The sequence below is a fragment of the Nonomuraea polychroma genome, assembly GCF_004011505.1.
In the GTDB taxonomy this organism is placed as follows: Bacteria; Actinomycetota; Actinomycetes; order Streptosporangiales; family Streptosporangiaceae; genus Nonomuraea; species Nonomuraea polychroma.
The window spans coordinates 1,192,085-1,212,490 of the sequence record NZ_SAUN01000001.1 but is presented as its reverse complement, the minus strand read 5'-3'; the positions used below and the strand labels follow the sequence as shown (position 1 = coordinate 1,212,490).

2 protein-coding genes are annotated in these 20,406 nt (G+C 72.9%); both read left to right on the top strand.

Annotated features, from left to right (window positions below):
- The first annotated feature begins 18 nt into the window (after positions 1–18).
- The gene (locus EDD27_RS56320; protein ID WP_164903489.1) at positions 19–13,908 is read left to right on the top strand and encodes a type I polyketide synthase; all 13,890 of its coding nucleotides are present in this window, start codon (positions 19–21) and stop codon (positions 13,906–13,908) included.
- A 13-nt stretch (positions 13,909–13,921) separates the two neighbouring features.
- Complete coding sequence (locus EDD27_RS05275) at positions 13,922–20,380, top strand: type I polyketide synthase (protein WP_206641260.1); 6,459 nt, start codon at positions 13,922–13,924, stop codon at positions 20,378–20,380.
- Positions 20,381–20,406 lie beyond the last annotated feature (26 nt).

Below are 20,406 nucleotides of genomic sequence, written 5' to 3'. Positions count from 1 at the left end.
ACGGATCAGGCGTTCCCGGTGGCGATTGTGGGAATCGCCTGCCGTCTGCCGGGGGCGGAAGGCCCCGAAGCGTTCTGGCAATTATTGCGTGACGGCCGGAGCGCCATTTCAGAGTTGCTCCCGGACCGCGTCGGCGCCGTCGGCGGCGTCCGCCATGCCGGGCTGCTCGACGACGTCGGCGCGTTCGACGCGGGCTTCTTCGGCATCTCGCCGCGTGAGGCGGTGGAGATGGACCCGCAGCAGCGGCTCATGCTGGAGCTGGCATGGGAGGCGCTGGAGGACGCGGCGATCGTGCCCGGCGCCCTCGTGGGCACCGGGACCGGGGTGTTCGTCGGCACCATGGGCGACGACTACGCGGCCCTGTTGACGCGGCGGGGCGGCGCGGCGGTGACCTCCCACACGATGGCGGGCACCGTGCGCGGCATCATCGCCAACCGGGTGTCGTACACGCTGGGGCTGCGCGGGCCGAGCGTGACGATCGACGCGGCGCAGGCGTCCTCGCTGGTCGCCGTTCACCTGGCCTGCCAGAGCCTGCGGGAGGGCGAGTCGAGCCTGGCCCTGGCCGGCGGCGTGAACCTCATCGTCGGGCCGGAGAGCACGGCGAGGGCGGCCGGGTTCGGCGCGTTGTCGCCCGACGGGCGTTGTTACACGTTCGACGCGCGGGCCAACGGGTTCGTGCGGGGCGAGGGCGGAGCATTCGTCGTGCTCAAGCCGCTGGCTGCGGCGCTCGCCGACGGCGACCCCGTCTACGGCGTGATCCTCGGCAGCGCCGTCAACAACGACGGCGGCACCGAGGCGCTCACCGTGCCGAGCCGGGAGGCCCAGGAGGAGGTCATCAGGCTCGCCTGCCGGCGCGCTTCCGTAGACCCCGCCGAGGTGCAGGTCGTCGAGTTGCACGGGACCGGGACCAAGGTGGGCGACCCAATCGAGGCGGCCGCGCTGGGCGCGGTGTTCGGGCCTGGGCGCGAGCGCTTGCTGGTGGTGGGGTCGGCCAAGACCAACGTCGGGCACCTGGAGGGGGCCGCCGGGGTCGTCGGGCTGATCAAGATGGCGCTGGCCGTCCGCCATGGCGAGGTGCCGCCGAGTCTCAACTTCGAGACCCCGAACCCGCGCATCGACCTCGATGCGCTCGGGCTACGCGTCGCGACCGCCCTGGGACCGTGGCCCGGTGCGGCGCCGCTGGCGGGCGTGAGCTCCTTCGGGATGGGCGGCACGAACTGCCACGTCGTGCTCGGGGCCGTGGAGCGGGCCGGCACCCAGGCGGCATCCGCCGGCGAGGACCCCGCCGATGCTGTGGCCGGCGTGGAGCGTACGCCGGTCGTTCCGTGGGTTCTGTCCGCGCGCGACCCCGGGGGGCTGGCCGCGCAGGCGGAGCGGTTGCGTGCCCACCTGGAGGAGCGTCCTGGCCTCGACCCCGGGGACGTGGGCTGGTCGCTGGCGGCCACCAGGACGTCCTTCGAGCACCGTGCCGTCGTACTCGGCCGCGACCGCGACGCCCTGCTCGCCGGCCTGGACGCGCTGGCCACCGGGAGGGGCGGCGTGGTACGCGGCCGCGCCGCGCCGGGCGGGCTCGCCGTGCTCTTCACCGGCCAGGGCAGCCAGTATCCGGGCATGGGCCGCGACCTGTACGCGTCGTACCCCATGTTCGCGGCGGCCTTCGACGAGGTGTGCCGGCGGCTGGACCCCGCGCTGGACCATCCGCTCCGCGAGGTGGTCTTCGGCGCGGACCGGGCCGGGCTGCTGGACCAGACCATGTACACGCAGACGGCGATCTTCGCCGTGGAGGTGGCCCTGTTCCGGCTGGCCGAGCATTGGGGGCTGCGTCCTGACCACCTCATCGGGCACTCGATCGGCGAGTTGTCGGCCGCGCACGTGGCCGGGGTGCTCTCGCTCGACGACGCCTGCACGCTGGTCGCGGCCCGCGCCCGGCTCATGCAGGACCTCCCGCCCGGTGGAGCGATGGTCTCCGTCGAGGCGTCAGAGCCGGAAGTGCTCGACGCGCTGGCGGGCTCGGCACGGGTCGCCGTCGCCGCCGTCAACAGCCCCGGGTCGGTGGTCGTCTCGGGTGACGAGGACGCGGTGGCCGAGCTGGCCGCCCGGTGGGAGTCCGCGGGACGCAAGGTGAAACGGCTACGTGTCAGCCACGCGTTCCACTCGCCCCGCATGGACCCGATGCTGACGGAGCTGGAGGAGGTCGCGGCGGGGCTGACGTACCACGCGCCGTCCATACCGATCGTCTCGAACGTCACCGGGCGGATCGCCGAGGACCTGGACACGCCGGCCTACTGGGCCCGCCACGTCCGCCAGGCCGTCAGGTTCCGCGACGGCATCGAGACGCTCCGGGCCTGCGGCACCCACGTGTACCTGGAGCTGGGCCCTGGCGGGGTGCTCACGGGGCTCGCCGAGCGGTGCCTGGCCTCCGACGGCGCGCCGCCGGTCCTCGTGCCCACGCTCAGCTCCCGGCGCCCCGAGCCCGAGGCGTTCCTCACGGGCTTGGCACGCGCCCACGTGAACGGCGTGCCGGTGCGGTGGACGGCGGAGTGCGGCCGTAGGGTGCCGCTCCCGACGTACGCCTTCCAACGCAGGCGCTACTGGCCGGAGCTCGCCGCGGACGATGAGCCGCGGCCTGCCGCGGCCCTGGAGTCGCCTCCGGGCCCAGCGCCGCAGGCGGACACGGGCGCGCCCGGCGGCGATGTGGCAGCGGCGGAGTCCTGGGCCGGCCGGGCGGCGGGCCTGCCGGACAAGGAGCAGGAGCACTTGCTGCTCGGCGTCGTCCGCGCGGGCGCCGCAGCCGTCCTGGGCCACAGCGAGCCCGAGGCGGTGGACCCCGACAGGACGTTCAAGGACCTCGGCTTCGACTCGCTGTCGGCGGTGGAGCTACGAGACCGGCTCACCGAGGCGACCGGCCTGACGCTGCCCGCCGGGCTGACCTTCAGCCATCCCACGCCTGCCGCGCTGGTCAAGCACCTGCGCTCCCGGCTGGCCGACCTCGATGATTCCGGAACGGCGTCGCGGCCGGTCGCCACGCCGGTCGACGAGCCGATCGCCATCGTGGCCATGGCCTGCCGCTACCCCGGTGGCGCCCGCTCGCCGGACGAGCTGTGGGACCTGGTCGCCGAGGAGCGGGACGCGATCGGCGCATTCCCCGACAACCGCGGCTGGGACCTGGACGCCCTGTACGACCCCCGCCCCGGGACGTACGGCACCTCGTACGTGAAAGAGGGCGGGTTCTTGTATGACGCCGACCTCTTCGACGCGAGTTTCTTCGGCATCAGCCCGCGCGAGGCGCTGGCCATGGACCCCCAACAGCGGCTGCTGCTCGAAACGTCGTGGGAGGCGCTCGAGCGGACGGGCGCTCCTCCGACGTCCTGGCGCGGCGCGCCGGTCGGGGTGTTCGTGGGCGCGATGTCGCAGGACTACGGCCCACGCCTGCACGAGGCGCCCGAGGGCCTGGACGGCTACCTCCTCACCGGGGCCACCACGAGCGTGGCCTCGGGCCGGATCGCCTACACGCTCGGGCTGACCGGGCCCGCCGTCACCGTGGACACGGCCTGCTCGTCGTCGCTGGTCGCCATCCACCTGGCCGCGCAGGCTCTGCGGCGCGGGGAGTGCTCGCTGGCGCTGGCCGGCGGTGTGGCGGTCATGGCGTCGCCCGGCATGTTCGTGGAGTTCAGCCGCCAGCGCGGGCTGGCCCCCGACGGGCGTTCCAAGGCGTTCTCCGCCGGCGCGGACGGCACCTCGTGGTCGGAGGGCGTCGGCCTCGTCGTCATGGAAAGGCTGTCGGACGCGCAGCGCAACGGCCATCGGGTCCTCGCCGTGCTGCGTGGCTCGGCGATCAACCAGGACGGGGCCAGCAACGGTCTCACCGCGCCCAGCGGAACCGCACAGCAGGACGTGATCAGGCAGGCCCTGGCGGACGCCCGGCTGTCCCCCTGTGAGGTGGACGCCGTGGAGGCGCACGGCACGGGAACCGTGCTCGGCGACCCGATCGAGGCCGAGGCGCTCATCGCCGCCTACGGCCGGGACCGGGCCCGTCCCCTTTACCTGGGGTCGCTCAAGTCCAACATCGGCCACACCCAGGCCGCCGCCGGCGTGGGTGGTGTCATCAAGATGGTTCAGGCGATGCGGCACGGGCGGCTGCCGCGCACGCTGCACGCCGACCAGCCGTCGCCGCACGTCGACTGGTCGGGCGGCGTCGAGCTGCTCAGCAAGGCCGTAGCCTGGCCCGAGACCGGGCAGCCGCGCCGCGCGGGCGTGTCGTCGTTCGGCATCAGCGGCACCAACGCGCATGTGATCCTGGAGCAGGCGCCGGGCAGCACCGCCCACGTCCTCCTGGAGCAGGCGCCGGGCAGCACCGGCCACGCCCTCGCGGAGCAGGCGACGGGCAGCACCGGCCATGCCGCTCCGGTGCCGCTGCTCGTCACCGGTCACTCCGCGGCCGGGCTGCGTAGCCAGGCGCAGCGGCTGCTCGACCACCTCCAGAACGCCGAGCCGGGCATCGGCAACGCCGCGCTCGGGGCCGCGCTGGCCACCACCCGGTCGGTGCTGGAGCACCGGGCGGTGATCGTCGCCGCCGACCGGGAGGAGGCCCTGCGCGGGCTAGGTGCCGTGGCCCACGGCGCGGATGCGCCCAACGTCATCTCGGGCAGCGTCTCCGGCGCCCCCGGCAGGACCGTGTTCGTCTTCCCCGGCCAGGGCTCCCAGTGGGCCGGGATGGCGCTGGACCTGCTCGACAGCTCGCCGGTGTTCCGCGAGCGGATGCGGGAATGCGAGCGAGCCATGTCCGGCCTGATCGACTGGTCGCTGGAGGACGCGCTCCGCAACGCCGACCTCCTCGAGCGGGTGGATGTGGTGCAGCCCGCGCTGTTCGCCGTGATGGTGTCGCTGGCCGAGCTCTGGCGCTCGTACGGGGTCGTCCCGGACGCCGTCGTCGGCCACTCCCAGGGAGAGATCAGCGCGGCCTGCGTTGCGGGCGCGCTGTCCCTGGAGGATGCCGCCCGCGTCGTGGTCCTGCGCAGCCAGGCACTGGTCGACCTCGCGGGCAGCGGCGGCCTGGTGTCCGTCCCGCTGCCGCATGGCCGTGTCTCCGGCGACCTGGATCGATTCGGCGGCCGGCTGAACATCGCCACCCGCAACGGCCCTTCCTCCACCGTGGTCGCCGGGGACTCCGCGGCGCTCGACGAGCTGCTGACCGCCTATCAGGCCGACGGCGTGCGGGCCCGCCGTATCCCCGTGGACTACGCGTCCCACTCGCCGCACGTGGAGCCGCTCCGCGAGCGGCTGCTGGAGGACTTGCGGGACATCGAGCCGAGGGCTTGCGAGACCGCCTTCTACTCGACGGTCACGGGCGGCCCCCTCGACACCGCCACTCTCGACGCCGGTTACTGGTACCGGAACATCAGACAGACCGTGGAGTTCGAGCAGGCCATCAGAGCGCTGTCCGACGACGGCTACCGCGTGTTCATCGAAGCCAGCCCGCACCCGGTGCTCACCGCCGGCATCCGCGAGACGCTGGAGGACGCCTCGTCCGGCCCCAGCGGGGTGGTCGGGTCGCTGCGGCGCGACGACGGCGGGCTGCGCCGCTTCACGGCCGGCCTGGCCGAGGCGTTCGTGCACGGGGCCCCCGTGGACTGGTCGGGGGCGTTCGAGGTGTCGGAGCTCGACCCCGTCCAGCTGCCTACCTATGCCTTCCAGCGCACGCGTTACTGGCTGCGGGCGCCCGCAGCTGGTGTGCCAGGGATCGCCACGGCCGACCACCCGCTGCTGGGTGCGACGATCGAGGTGTCCGAGGGCGAGCAGCTCATCCTGACCGGCGCGCTGTCGCGGCAGACGCATCCGTGGCTCGCCGACCACGCGATCGCCGGTACCGCCCTCCTGCCCGGCGCCGCCCTGGTCGAGCTCGCCCTGCACGCGGCGCGCGACACCGAATGCGACGTGCTGGAGGAGCTGAACCTGGAGTCGCCGCTCCTGATCCCCGAGTCCGGCCAGATCCGGCTCCAGGTGATCGTCGGCGTGGCCGACGACGATGGCCGCCGCGCGGTCGGCATCCACTCGCGTCCCGACGCGGGCGGCTCGTGGACCTGCCACGGGCGCGGCATGCTCGCCGCCCGCCCGGCCGGCGAGCGGCACCCCTCGCTCGCTGCCTGGCCGCCGCCCGGTGCCGAGCCGGTCGCCGTCGCCGAGTTGTACGCGGACCTCGCCGACCAGGGGTACGAATACGGCCCCGCCTTCCAAGGGCTGCAGGCCCTGTGGCGGGGAAAGGACGGGCTGTACGGCGAGGTGCGGCTGGCCGAGCCCGAGCACGCCGACGCCCTGCGCTTCGGCATCCACCCCGCCCTGCTGGACGCCGCACTGCACGCCCTCCAACCGGCCGGCCTCCTGGGTGCCGACGATCAGGGCCAGATCCTGCTGCCGTTCTCGTGGACCGGCGTGGCACTGCACGCGACCGGGGCGACGGCGGCCCGAGTGCACTGGTCGCTCACCGAGCCGGACGGGGCCGCGCTGACCATCGCCGGCACGGACGGGTTGCCGATCCTCACGGCCCGGTCGCTCATCACACGTCCCGCTCCTCTTGAACAGCTGGCCGCGTCGGCGGCGGACCCGCTGTACCGGCTCGACTGGCTGCGCGCCACGGTCTCCGGCGAGCCTTCGCCGGGAACGTGGGCGACACTCGGCTCTTTAGGCGGTCTGGCCGCGCCCCGCTACGAGAACCTCGCGGCGCTGAAGGCGGCCATCGCCGCCGGCGCCCCGGTCCCGGACGCCGTCTTCACCACCGCCCCCCTGCCGGCAGCCTTGACCACCGGCTCTGTGCCCGCCGCCTCGGCCCAGCCGGCCGAAGCGGCCTCCACCGGCTCAACGGCCCAAGCCGGCACCCCCGCGATCCCATCGGGCGAAATCATCTCCACCAGGACTCCATCGTCCGGAGACAAGGCCGCTGCGGGAGCTGTTCCTGATGCCGCTCGTCAGGCGATGCACGCCTCGCTGGTGCTCCTGCAGGAGTGGCTCGCCGATCCCGACTTCGCCGGCTCCCGGCTGGTCATGGTCACCAACCGCGCCGTCACCGTCGCCGAGGGAGAGACGCCCGAACTGGTCACCGCTCCTCTGTGGGGGTTGGTCCGCGCGGCCCAGACCGAGAACCCGGGCCGGTTCCTCCTCCTCGACCTGGGCGACGCGCTGGTCCAGAAGGACCCGGGCGACCTCCCGGACCCTCGAGACCTCGCCGCCGACCAGTCCATGAGCCGCACGCTGGCCGCGGCGCTGGCCTTGGACGAGCCACAGATCGCGGTACGGGAGGGCGGGCTGTTCCTGCCCAGGCTGGCCCGCATGCCCCAGCCGTCGAGAACCGGCCCCGCCGCGACGGAAACCGACCCCGCGCTGACGGAGTCCGGCCCGCTGTCGGCCGGAACGGTGCTGGTAACCGGTGCTACCGGTACCGTCGGAAGGCTCCTGACCCGCCATCTGGTCTCGGGGCACGGCGCCCGCAGGCTCCTGCTGACCAGCCGTCGGGGCCGTAGCGCCGAGGGCGCCGAGGAGTTCGCGGCCGAGCTCGCGGCGCTCGGCGCCGACGTGACGATCGCCGCCTGCGATCTCGCCGACCGGGACGCCGTGGCCGAGTTGCTCGGCTCCATTCCCGCCGGGCACCCGTTGACGGCTGTCGTGCACGCGGCGGGCGTCCTCGACGACGGCGTCATCGAGAACCTCACTCCCGACCGGCTGGACACCGTGCTGCGTCCCAAGGTCGACGGCGCGTGGCACCTGCACCAACTCACCCGTCACATGAACCTGTCGGCGTTCATCCTGCTCTCGTCCGTCACGGGACTCATCGGCAGCGCCGGGCAGGCGGCGTACTGCGCCGCCAACACCTTCCTCGACGCGCTGGCCGAGCACCGCCGGGCCGCGGGACTGCCCGCCTCCTCCCATGCCTGGGGCCTGTGGGCGGACGCCAGCGGAATGACCGGCAACCTCTCGCAGGCGGACCTGGCCAGGCTGAGTCGCGGCGGGCTGGTGCCGATCGCCGCCGCCGACGGGCTGTCGCTCTTCGAAGCCGCCCTCGCGGCGGAACAGGCCGTGGTGGTCCCGGCCAAGTTCGACCTGGCCGGGCTGCGCCGGGCCGGCGAGGAGATCTCGCCTGTCCTGCGCGGTCTGGTTCGCGCACCGATCCGCCGGGCCGCCGCGGTGGGAGGCGACGGGTCCATGTCGTGGCGAGAGCAACTGGCCGCCCTGCCGGATGGCGAGCAACTGGAAGCGGCGCTGGAACTGCTGCGCACCCAGGTGGCCGTCGTGCTCGGCCACGGCTCGCCCGGGGAGATCGATGCGGAGCGGGCGTTCAAGGAGCTCGGGTTCGACTCTCTCATGGCGCTGGACCTGCGTAACCGGCTGGCAGTGAGCACCGGCATGCGGCTCAGCCCCACCCTGATCTTCGACCACCCAAGTATCCGGGCTCTCGCCAGGCATCTGCAGGCGGAGGCGACCGGCCATCGGCCCGCCGCCCCGGCCGTGGCGCCGGCGGCCGACGCTTCCTCGGACGATCCGATCGCCATCGTCGGGATCGGCTGCCGCTTCCCTGGCGGCGTGCATTCCGCGGAGGACCTGTGGCGGGTCCTCGCCGACGGTCGCAGCGTCATCGGCGACTTCCCGTCCGACCGGGGCTGGAACGTCGAGACGCTCTACGATCCCGACCCGGACGCGCCAGGCAAGAGCTACGCACGGCATGGCAGTTTCCTTGAGGACGCCGCCGGCTTCGACGCCGACTTCTTCGGGATCAGCCCGCGTGAGGCACTGGCCATGGATCCGCAGCAGCGGCTGCTGCTGGAGACGGCGTGGGAGACGCTCGAACGGGCCGGCCTCGACCCGACGGCGCTGCGCGGCAGCGCGACCGGGGTTTTCACGGGCGTCATGTACGGGGATTACGGCGATCAGGTGCGGCATGCGCCGGAGGAGCTCGAAGGATTCCTGCGCAAGGGCAGCTACGCGAGCGTCGCCTCTGGGCGGATCTCCTACACGTTCGGATTCGAAGGCCCGGCGGTCAGCATCGACACGGCATGCTCGTCGTCACTGGTGGCCATCCACCTCGCCGCGCAGTCCCTGCGCTCCGGGGAGTGCGATCTGGCGCTTGCCGGTGGGGTGACGGTAATGGCCACGCCCGCCACCTTCATCGAGTTCAGCCGTCAGCGGGGGCTGGCGCCTGACGGCCGGTGTAAGCCGTTCGCGGCCGCCGCCGACGGCACGGCGTTCGGTGAGGGCGTCGGTCTGCTGCTGCTGGAACGGTTGTCGGCAGCCGAGCGTCAGGGGCATCGGGTACTGGCCGTGATCCGGGGCAGCGCGGTCAACCAAGACGGCGCCAGCAACGGCCTGACCGCCCCCAACGGGCCCTCCCAGCAGCGGGTCATCCACGCCGCGCTCGCCAACGCCCGGCTAAGAACCGACCAGATCGACGCCGTCGAAGCCCACGGCACCGGCACCACCCTCGGCGACCCCATCGAAGCCCAAGCCCTGCTCGCCACCTACGGCCACAACCGGCCCCACCCCCTATACCTGGGATCGGTCAAATCCAACATCGGCCACACCCAAGCCGCCGCCGGCGTCGCCGGCATCATCAAAATGGTCCAAGCCATCCACCACGGCCTGCTCCCAGCCAGCCTCCACATCGACCAACCCACCCCCCACGTCGACTGGAGCACCGGCAACATCACCCTGCTCACCCACGCCACCCCCTGGCCACAAACCAACCAGCCACGCCGCGCCGGCATCTCCTCCTTCGGCATCAGCGGCACCAACGCCCACCTCATCCTCGAAGCCGCCCCCACCAAGCAAGACGCCACACCAGACAGGCAGCCGCCACACGGGCAGGCACACAACGAGCAAGCGCACAACGAGCAGGCGCAGAACGGGCAGGCGCACAACGGGCAGGCACACAACGGGCAGGCACACAACGGGCAGGCACACAACGGGCAGGCGCACAACGAGCAGGCCGATGAGTTCGGCCCGCAGCCCGCCCTGCCCTGGCTGCTGTCGGCCCGCTCCGAACAAGCCCTACGCGCCTACGCCACCCACATCCTGCACTACCGCCAAGCCAACCCCCACCTACCCGCCAACGACATCGCCCACGCCCTCGGCCCCCGCACCCGCCACCCCCACCGCGCCGCCATCCTCACCCACGACGAAACCCAACTCCGCGACGCCCTCCACGCCCTAGCCCACGGCCAAAGCCACCCCGCCCTCATCACCCACCACTACACCCCACCCCCACCCGGCACCACCGCCTTCCTCTTCTCCGGCCAAGGCACCCAACGCCACCAAATGGGCCGCGACCTCTACCACACCCACCCCACCTTCGCCCACCACCTCGACCACATCGCCGCCCAATTCCCCCTCAACCCCCCACTCAAAACCGTCATGTTCGCCCCCGAACACCACCCCCACGCCCACCTCCTGCACACCACCCAATACACCCAACCCGCCCTCTTCACCTACCACACCGCCCTCGCCCACCTCCTCAAACACCACCACATCACCCCCGACTACCTCACCGGCCACTCCATCGGCCTCTACGCCGCCGCCCACCACGCCGGCATCCTCACCCTCCCCGACGCCACCACCCTCATCACCACCCGCGCCACCCTCATGGCCACCATGCCCCCCGGCGCCATGACCGCCATCCACGCCACCGAAGAAGAAATCACCCCCACCCTCCTCCCCGACACCGCCATCGCCGCCACCAACACCCCCACCACCACCATCATCAGCGGCAACCCCCACAACATCGCCACCATCACCCACCACTGGCACACCCAAGGCCGCAAAACCACCCCACTCAACGTCAACCACGCCTACCACTCCCCCCACACCGACCCCATCCTCAAACCCTTCCACCACACCGCCCAAACCATCACCTACCACCCCCCCACCACCCCCATCCTCTGCAACCTCACCGGCCAACTCGCCGACCCCCACCACATCACCACCCCCCACTACTGGACCACCCACATCCGCCAACCCGTCCGCCACACCCAAACCCTCACCACCCTCCACCAACTCGGCGCCACCACCCACCACCACCTCACCCCACACCCCCACACCCTCGCCACCCTCCACACCCACACCAACCTCCCCTGGCCCCCACACCCCCACCACGCCCAACCCCCCACCTACCCCTTCCAACACCACCACTACTGGCTCAACCCACCACCCACCACCACAGACCCCACCCAAGGATTCAACGCGACCCACCACCCGCTCCTCACCAACACCACCCAGCTCCCCGACGGGGCACGTCTGTTCACCGGCAGCGTCTCCCGCACCACTCACCCGTGGGTCGCCGATCATCAGATCCACGCGACCACGCTGCTTCCCGGCACCGCACTGGTTGAGGCCGTTCTCCAGCTCGGCATCCCGTGCCTCCAGGAGCTCGTGTTGCACACGCCCCTCGACCTCACCGACGAGTCCGGCCGTCACGTCCAGGTCCTGATCACCCCGCCCGCCGAGGACGGCGCCACGTCGATCACCATCCGGTCCCGCCGTCCGTCAGACGAGGAGTGGCAGGTCAACGCCACGGGCACGCTCACCGACGAGCCGCCGCCCCCTGCCCCCGAAGCACCAAGAGCTTGGCCGCCCGCCGGCGCGCAGGCCTTGGACGTCAGCGACTTCTACGAGCGCCTGAGCCGCGCCGGACTCGACTACGGGCCCGCGTTCCAGGGCATGCGGGCCGCCTGGCGGCTGGGCGAGGAGGTCTTCGCCGAGATCGAACTCGCCGAGGACCTGGACGGCGGACGGTTCGCGGTGCATCCCGCCCTGCTGGACGCCGCGCTGCATCCGATCCTGCTCGCGAACGACCCGGCAGCGGGGATCATGCTGCCGTACTCGTGGAGTTCGGTGCGGCTGCACGCGTCGGCCGGCGAGGGGCGGTATCGGGTCCGGGTGACCCCGGCCGCGGACGACGGCGTACGGGTGGAGCTGGCCGACGGGGCCGGCCGGCCCGTCGCGTCGATCGGGGCGCTCACGCTGCGGCGGCTCACGGCCCAGCAGCTGCGCAAGGACTCAGGGCTGCTGTTCGAGGTCGACTGGGTGCCGGCGCGAGTCCCGTCCGACGTGCCGCCGCTGGCGGGGCCGCGTACCGTGCTCGGAGAGGCGGAGGCGGGCAACGGAGACGGCCGGACGCGCCGTCACCGGGATCTCGCAGCGCTGCGTGCGGCCATGGACGGCGGCGCGCCGCGGCCGGGTGTGGTGGTCGCGCGGTTCGCGGGCGGGCCGGACGGTGACCCGCACGTCGTCGCCGGCGAGGCGCTCGCCTTGGTGCAGGGCTGGCTGTCGGATGACAGGTTCGGCGACACGCCGCTGGTCGTGGTGACGCGACGCGCGGTGGCGGCCGGCGCGGGGGAGGACGTACACGATCTGGCGGCGGCCCCGGTGTGGGGGCTGGTCCGCGCGGCCCAGTCGGAGAACCCCGGCCGCTTCGTGCTCGTCGACACCGACGGCGATCTGCACGGGGACGAGCTGCCGGCGGCGCTGGCGAGCGGTGAGCCGCAGTTGGCGCTGCGCCAGGGCGTCTGGCTCGCCCCCAGGCTGGCGCGCGCTTCGGCGTCCGGGTACGGCGACGGCGCCAAGCTGGATCCGGAGGGGACGGTGCTGATCACGGGCGGGACGGGCACCCTGGGCGGCCTCCTCGCGCGCCACCTGGCCACCCATCACGGCATCCGCCACCTCCTGCTGCTCAGCCGCCAGGGCCCCGACGCCCCCGGCGCGGCAGACCTCCAGCAGGAACTGACCGCCCTCGGCGCCGAAACCACCATCGCCGCCTGCGACACCGCCGACCCTGACGCGCTACGAGCCGTCCTGGGCGCCATCCCACAGGACCGGCCGCTCCGCGCGGTCGTCCACGCGGCCGGCACGGTTGACGACGCCACCATCCCCCAGCTCACCGGCGAACACATGGACACCGTCCTCCGCCCCAAGGCCGACGCCGCCTGGAATCTCCACCAGCTCACCGCATCGGCAGACCTGTCAGCCTTCGTCCTCTTCTCATCCGTCGCCGGAGTCCTGGGCAGCCCGGGGCAGGGCAACTACGCCGCCGCCAACACCTACCTGGACGCCCTCGCACACCACCGCCACGCCCACGGCCGGCCGGCCATCTCACTCGCCTGGGGCCTGTGGGAGACCACCAGCACGCTCACGGCGAGGCTCGACGCCGCCGATCGCGGCAGGCTGGGCAGGACCGGTGTCGCACCCCTCACGGACGAGGAAGCGCTGACGCTGTTCGACGCCGCGCTGGAGCGAGGGCGGCCGTTCGTGGTCCCGGCGCGGATCGACACGGCGGGGCTGGAGCGGCAGGCCGCATCCGGGTTGCTGCCGCAGCTGCTCCGCGGCCTGGTACGCGTACCGCAGCGCGGGCCTGCCGCGCCGCAGGCGCTCGCGGATCGCCTGGCCGGTCTGGCGAAGGAGGAGCAGCAGGCGATGCTGCTGGAGTTCGTACGCTCGCACGTGGCCGCCGTGCTCGGCCACGACTCACCGGCACGGGTCGATGCGGACCGCGGGTTCCTCGACATGGGTTTCAGCTCGCTCACGGCGGTGGAGCTGCGCAACCGGCTGAACGGCGCCGCGGGCCTGCGCCTGCCCACGACGGTCGTCTTCGACCACGCCACCCCCCGCTCGCTCGCGGACTACCTGCGCGGCGAGTTCGTCCCGAACGGCGCGGCCGCGACCGACTCCGTCCTGACTGGGCTCGACCTGCTGGAGGCGGACCTGGTGTCGATCGGCCCGGATGACCGGCTGGCGCTGTCCACCCGGCTCCGGAGCTTCCTGCTGAGGCTCACGGAGACCCAGGGCTCCAACGGCAGCGTCCTGGACGCGATCGACGCGGCCACCGACGACGAGGTTTTCCAGCTGATCGACAACGAGCTCGGGCTTTCCTGAAGGTTCCAGATAGATGAGCGAGGGTGACCGCCAGATGTCCAATGAGAACAGGCTCCGTGAGTACCTCAAGCGCGTGACCGCCGAGCTCCACCAGACCCGGCAGCGTCTCCTTGAAGCCGAGTCGGTGGTGCAGGAGCCGATCGCGATCGTGGGCATGGCCTGCCGCTATCCCGGTGGCGCGGGCTCGCCCGACGAGCTGTGGGAGCTGGTCGCCGAGGGCAGGGACGCGATCTCGGACTTCCCTTCGAACCGGGGCTGGGACCTGGAGGGGCTGTTCGACGCGGATCCCGACAGGGCCGGCAAGTCGTACGTCCGCAACGGCGGGTTCCTGTACGACGCGGACCAGTTCGACGCGGAGTTCTTCGGGATCAGCCCGCGCGAGGCGCTGGCCATCGACCCCCAGCAGCGCATTCTGCTGGAGACGGCGTGGGAGGCCATCGAACGGGCGGGCCTCGATCCCACAGCGTTGCGCGGGAGCTCGACCGGCGTCTTCACCGGCATCATGTACGGCGACTACGGCGGCCGTCTCATGCACCAAGTGCCGGAGGAGGTCGAGGCGTACCTGAACACGGGCAGCTCGTACGCCGTGGCCTCCGGGCGCATATCGCACACCTTCGGCTTCGAGGGCCCGGCGGTCAGCGTGGACACCGCGTGCTCGTCCTCCCTGGTGGCCGTCCACCTGGCGGCCCAGGCGCTGCGGAGCGGCGAGTGTGAGCTGGCCCTGGCCGGCGGGGTCACGGTGATGAGCTCGCCGGGCGTTTTCGTCGAGTTCAGCCGCCAGCGTGGGCTGGCCCCCGACGGCCGGTGCAAGCCGTTCGCCGCCGCGGCCGACGGGACCGCCTTCAGCGAGGGCGCGGGGCTCGTGGTGCTGGAGCGGTTGTCGGTGGCCGAGCGCAACGGGCACCCGATCCTGGCCGTCATCCGGGGTAGCGCGGTCAACCAGGATGGCGCCAGCAGCCAGCTCTCGGCCCCCAACGGGCCCTCGCAGCGGCGGGTCATCCACGCCGCGCTGGCCGGCGCCGGTCTGACGCCCGATGAGGTGGACGCGGTCGAGGCGCACGGCACCGGCACCACGCTCGGCGACCCCATCGAGGCCCAGGCCCTCATGGAGACGTACGGGCACAACCGGCCCCGTCCGCTCTATCTCGGGTCGATCAAGTCCAACATCGGCCACACGCAGGCGGCCGCGGGCGTGGCGGGCATCATCAAGATGGTCCAGGCGATGCGCCACGGCGTGTTGCCCAAGAGCCTGCACATTGACGAGCCGACCCCGCACGTGGACTGGAGCACGGGCAACATCAGCCTGCTCGGCGAGGCCACGCTCTGGCCCGAGGCGGACCGGCCGCGTCGCGCGGCGGTGTCGTCGTTCGGCATCAGCGGCACCAACGCCCACCTCATCCTCGAGGTGGCCCCGGCGGCCGAGCAGGCGCCGGTGACCGGAGATCACTTGCCCTGGCTCGTCTCCGCCCGTTCCGAGCAGGCTCTGCGGGCTCAGGCCTCCCGGCTGCACGACTTCGCGGACGGTGCCCGGCACGAGGCGGGCGACGTCGCCAAGGCGCTGGCCGCCCGTACGCATCACGTGCACCGTGCCGCCGTCATCACGGACGACCCCGAGGAGCGGCGGCAGGCGCTGCACGCGCTCTCGCTCGGCGACACCCATCCCGCGCTGGTGCAGGGGCAGGTGAGCGGCAAGGGCAAGGTGGCGTTCGTCTTCCCTGGGCAGGGCTCGCAGTGGCCCGCGATGGCGGCGGGCCTGCTGGAGTGCTCACCGGCGTTCCGTGAGAGTGTCGAGGCGTGCGAGGCGGCCTTCCGCGCGTACCTGGACTGGTCGGTGGGAGCCGTGCTGCGCCAGGAGGCCGGCGCGGCCTCGCTCGACCGGGTGGACGTGGTGCAGCCGGTGTTGTTCACCATGATGGTGTCCCTGGCGGCGGCGTGGCGCGACCTCGGCGTGCGGCCGTCGGCCGTGGTCGGGCACTCGCAGGGCGAGATCGCCGCCGCGTACGTGGCGGGCGGGCTGTCGCTCGACGACGCGGCCAGGGTCGTGGCGCTGCGGAGCCAGGCGTGGTTGAAGCTGGCCGGGCAGGGCGGCATGGCAGCGGTCTCGCTCGACCACGAGAGCCTGCGGCAACGGATGGCGCGCTGGGGCGAGCGGTTGTCCGTCGCCGCGGTCAACAGCCCGGGCACCACGGCCGTCACGGGATACCCGGACGCCCTGGCCGAGCTCGTCGCCGAACTGAAGGAAGACGGCATCGAGGCCCGCATGGTGCCCGGCGTGGACACTGCCGGACACTCGGCCCAGGTGGACGTGTTCTACGACCACCTGCTGGACGTCCTCGCGCCGGTGTCGCCGGCGACCGGCGAGGTCCCCTTCTACTCGACCGTGACCGGCGGGCACCTGGACACCGCCAAGCTGGACGCCGCGTACTGGTACCGCAACATGCGCGAGCCGGTGCGCTTCGAAGACGCCTCACGCGCCCTGATCGCCGCGGGACACGACGTGTTCATCGAGGTGAGCCCGCACCCGCTGCTGAGCGGCTCACTCCAGGAGACCGTCGCCGACGCGGGCGCGGAGGCCAAGGTCCTGCACACCCTGCGCCGCAAGCACGGCGGTCACCGGCGGCTCATGGCGGCGGCCGCCCACGCGCACGCCGAAGGCGTCGCCGTCGCTTGGGACACCGTCTTTCCCGCGGGCGGGCGCCAAGTCGACCTGCCCACGTACGCCTTCCAGCGCAGGCCGTACTGGCTGGAGGCGCCGCCCGTGGCGGACGTGGCCGCGGCCGGGCTGACCGACGCGGGGCATCCGCTGCTCAGTGCCGCGATCGAGCTGCCGGAGCCGGAGGGCGTCATGTTCACCAGCAGGCTTTCGCTGCGCAGCCACCCCTGGCTGGCCGGGCACGCCGTCCGCGATCAGGCCCTCCTTCCCGGCACCGCGTACCTGGACCTTCTCTTGCACGCGGCAGCCCAGGTGGGCTGCGCGCGGATCGAGGACCTCCTGCTGCGCTCGCCGCTCGTGTTGCCCGCCGCGGGCGCGGTGCAGCTTCAGGTCACCGTGGGGGCGGCGAACGAGGAGGGGCACCGGCCGTGCGCGGTCTACTCCCGGTCTGACAGCGCGGAGCCGGGCCGGCCGTGGACGTGCCACGGCACCGGCACCCTCGCCCCGCACGTCGTGGCGGAGCCCACCGCGCCCGCCGCGTGGCCGCCGGCGGGAGCCGTGCCGATCGACGTCGAGGACTTCTACGAGCGGCTCGCCGGCATGGGTCTGACCTACGGCGCCCCCTTCCGCGGCCTCACCTCCGCCTGGCGTGCGGGGGACAGCGTGTACGCCGAGGTGGGGCTGCCCGAGGACGCCGACACGGCCGGTTTCGGGGTGCATCCGGCCCTGCTCGACGCCGCACTGCACGCGATCGCGCTGATCGACCCCGACGTCACCCAGGTACGGCTGCCCTTCTCCTGGACGGGTGTCGGCCTGCACGCCGAAGGCGCAACCCGGCTGCGCGTCCAGGTCACGCCCACCGGCCAGGACGCGGTGACGCTGGCGGTCTTCGACCCCGCGGGGGGGCCGGTCGCCACGGTGAACGACCTCACCCTGCGTGCGCTCGAGGGTGGCGAGCTCGCCGCGGACCGCGCCGACCTGCACAACTCGCTGTTCCACCTCGACTGGACGGCGGTGCCTGAGCCCGTCCCCGGCGCAGCGGGGAGGCTGGCGGTCGTCGGCGAGGACCCGGGGCTGGCGGACGCGGTGGCGTATCCGACGTTCGCGGAGCTGGCGGCGGCCGTCGGCTCCGGCGCCGCGCCACCCGACACGCTGCTCGTCCTGTGCCCGCGCGGGTCGGATCCGCACACCGTCGCCGGCGGGCTGCTGGAGGTGATCCAGCCGTGGCTGGCCGACGAACGTTTCGCCGTGTCGCGCATGCTGGTGGCGACGCGCGACGCGGTGGCCACGCATGAGGGCGAGGACGTACCCGACCTGGGCGCCGCCGCGGCGCACGGCTTCGTCCGTGTGGCCCAGTCGGAGAACCCTGACCGCATCACGCTCGCCGACCTCGGCCGCGCCGACCTCACCGCCGAGCTGGTGGCGGCGCTCCTGGGTGCGGGGGAGCCGGAGCTCGCGCTCAGGCACGGAGGGCTGTACGCGCCGCGCCTGGTCCGCGCGGACGCCGCCCCGGCGCTGCGGATCCCGGCAGGCCGCGACGACTGGCGGCTGGAGGCCGACGGGACTGGCTCGCTGGAGACCCTCGCCGTCATCGACAACCCCGCCGCACACCGTCCCCTGGCCGAGGGCGAGGTACGGGTGGCGGTACGGGCGGCCGGGGTGAACTTCCGCGACATCCTCGTCACCCTCGAGATGGTTCCCGGTCAGGAGATCATCGGCGGCGAGGCGTGCGGCGTGGTCACCGACGTGGGGCCGGGGGTCTCCGGGATCGCGGTCGGCGACCGGGTCATGGGTCTGTTCAAGGGCGGCTCCCTAGCGCCCGTCGCGGTCACCGACCAGCGGCTGGTCATTCCCGCTCCCGCCGGGTGGACCGACCTGCAGGCGGCCTCGGCGGTGGTCGCGTACCTGACCGCGTACTACGGGCTGAAGGAGCTGGCCGGTCTGGGCGCCGGGCAGAGCGTGCTCGTGCACACCGCCACCGGCGGGGTCGGCCTCGCCGCCATCGAGCTGGCCCGGCACTGGGGCGCGGAGGTGTTCACGACGGCCAGTCCCGGCAAGCAGCACGTGCTGCGGGCCCTGGGGTTCGACGACGACCACATCGCGAACTCCCGCACGCTCGACTTCGAGAAGCAGTTCGACGCGGTCACCCGAGGGCGAGGCATCGATGTGGTGCTGAACTCCCTGGCGAACGAGGCCACCGACGCCTCGCTGCGGCTGGTGGCCGAGGGCGGCTACTTCCTGGAGATGGGCAAGACGGACATCCGTGACGCCGCCGAGGTCTACCGCGACCATCCGGGGATCACGTACCAGGCCTACAACTTGGACCAGGACGGGCCGGACAGCGTACGCGCGATGTTCGCCGAGCTGCGGGAGCTGTTCGAATGCGGGGAGCTGGCGCCGCTGCCGACAACGGCCTGGGACATCCGGCACGCGCACGAGGCGTTCCGCTTCATGAGCCAAGGGCGGCACGTCGGCAAGCTGGCGCTGACGCTGCCGAGGGAGTTCGATCCCGAGGGAACGGTGCTGATCACGGGCGGGACGGGCACCCTGGGCGGCCTGCTCGCCCGCCACCTGGCCGGCCGCCACGGCGTCCGCCGCCTCCTGCTGCTCAGCCGCCAGGGCCCCGACGCCCCCGGCGCCGACCGGCTCCAAGCCGACCTCGGCCCGCAGGCACGCATCCTGGCCTGCGACACCACCGACCCCGAGGCGCTGCGGCAGGCCATTGCGGCCATCCCGGCCGGGCACCCCCTCACGGCCGTCATCCACACCGCCGCCGTGCTGGACGACGCCACCATCCCCAACCTCACCCGTGACCACCTCGCCACCGTCCTCACCCCCAAGATCACCACCGCGCAGCATCTGCATCACCTCACCCAAGATCACGATCTGGCTCACTTCATCGTCTTCTCCTCGATCTCCGGTACCACCGGGAACCCGGGCCAGGCTAACTATGCCGCCGCCAACACCTACCTCGACGCCCTCGCACACCACCGCCGCACCCACGGCCGGCCGGCAACCTCGCTCGCGTGGGGGCTGTGGGAGACCACCAGCACGCGTACCGCGCAGCTCGACACCACTGACCGGGCGCGCATCTCGCGGGCGAGCGTGCGGGCGATGCCGGACGAGCACGGACTGGCGCTGTTCGACGCCGCTGTTGCGGGCGGGCGCGCCGCGACCGTCCCCGCGCTGCTGGACCCCGCCGCCCTGCACCGGCTGGCGCGGTCCGGCACGCTGCCGCCGTTGCTGTCGGGCCTGGTCCGCGGGTCGGTACGGCGGACGGCCAGCGCGGGCGAAGGCGACACGTCGGCGACCGCGCAGTGGACGGCGCGGCTGGCGGGCCGTCCGGCGGCCGAGCAGCTGGAGATCATGGTGGAGCTGGTGCGCACGCACGCCGCCGTCATCCTCGGGCACAGCGTGCCGACGGCGCTGGCCGGGGACATGGCGTTCAAGGAGGCGGGCTTCGACTCGCTCACGGCGGTCGAGCTGCGGAACCGGCTCGGCGCCGCCGTCGGCCTGCGGCTGCCGGCCACGGTGGTCTTCGACCATCCGAACCCGCTCGCCCTGGCCGAGTTCCTCCGTGCCGAGCTGGCGCCGTCCGAGGTGTCCGTCCAGGAGGCTCTGCTCGCCGAATTCGACCGGCTGGAGGCGGCCGTCCTTGCCGGCACGGCCGGCGACGGCGTGCGGCGCCGCGTCGCGACGCGGCTGCGCGACTTCCTGTTCAGGATCGACGACGCCGGCGAGGACCGCACTGACATCAGCGGGAAGATCGGCGACGCCACGGATGAGGAGATCTTCTCATTCATCGACAACGAACTCTGAGCCGTTTGGGAACGTCCGGGAGCCTG

Coding starts and splice junctions, on each gene's coding strand:
- EDD27_RS05275 (WP_206641260.1), top strand. CDS start 13,922: ATGAGCGAGGGTGACCGCCAGATGTCCAATGAGAACAGGCTCCGTGAG.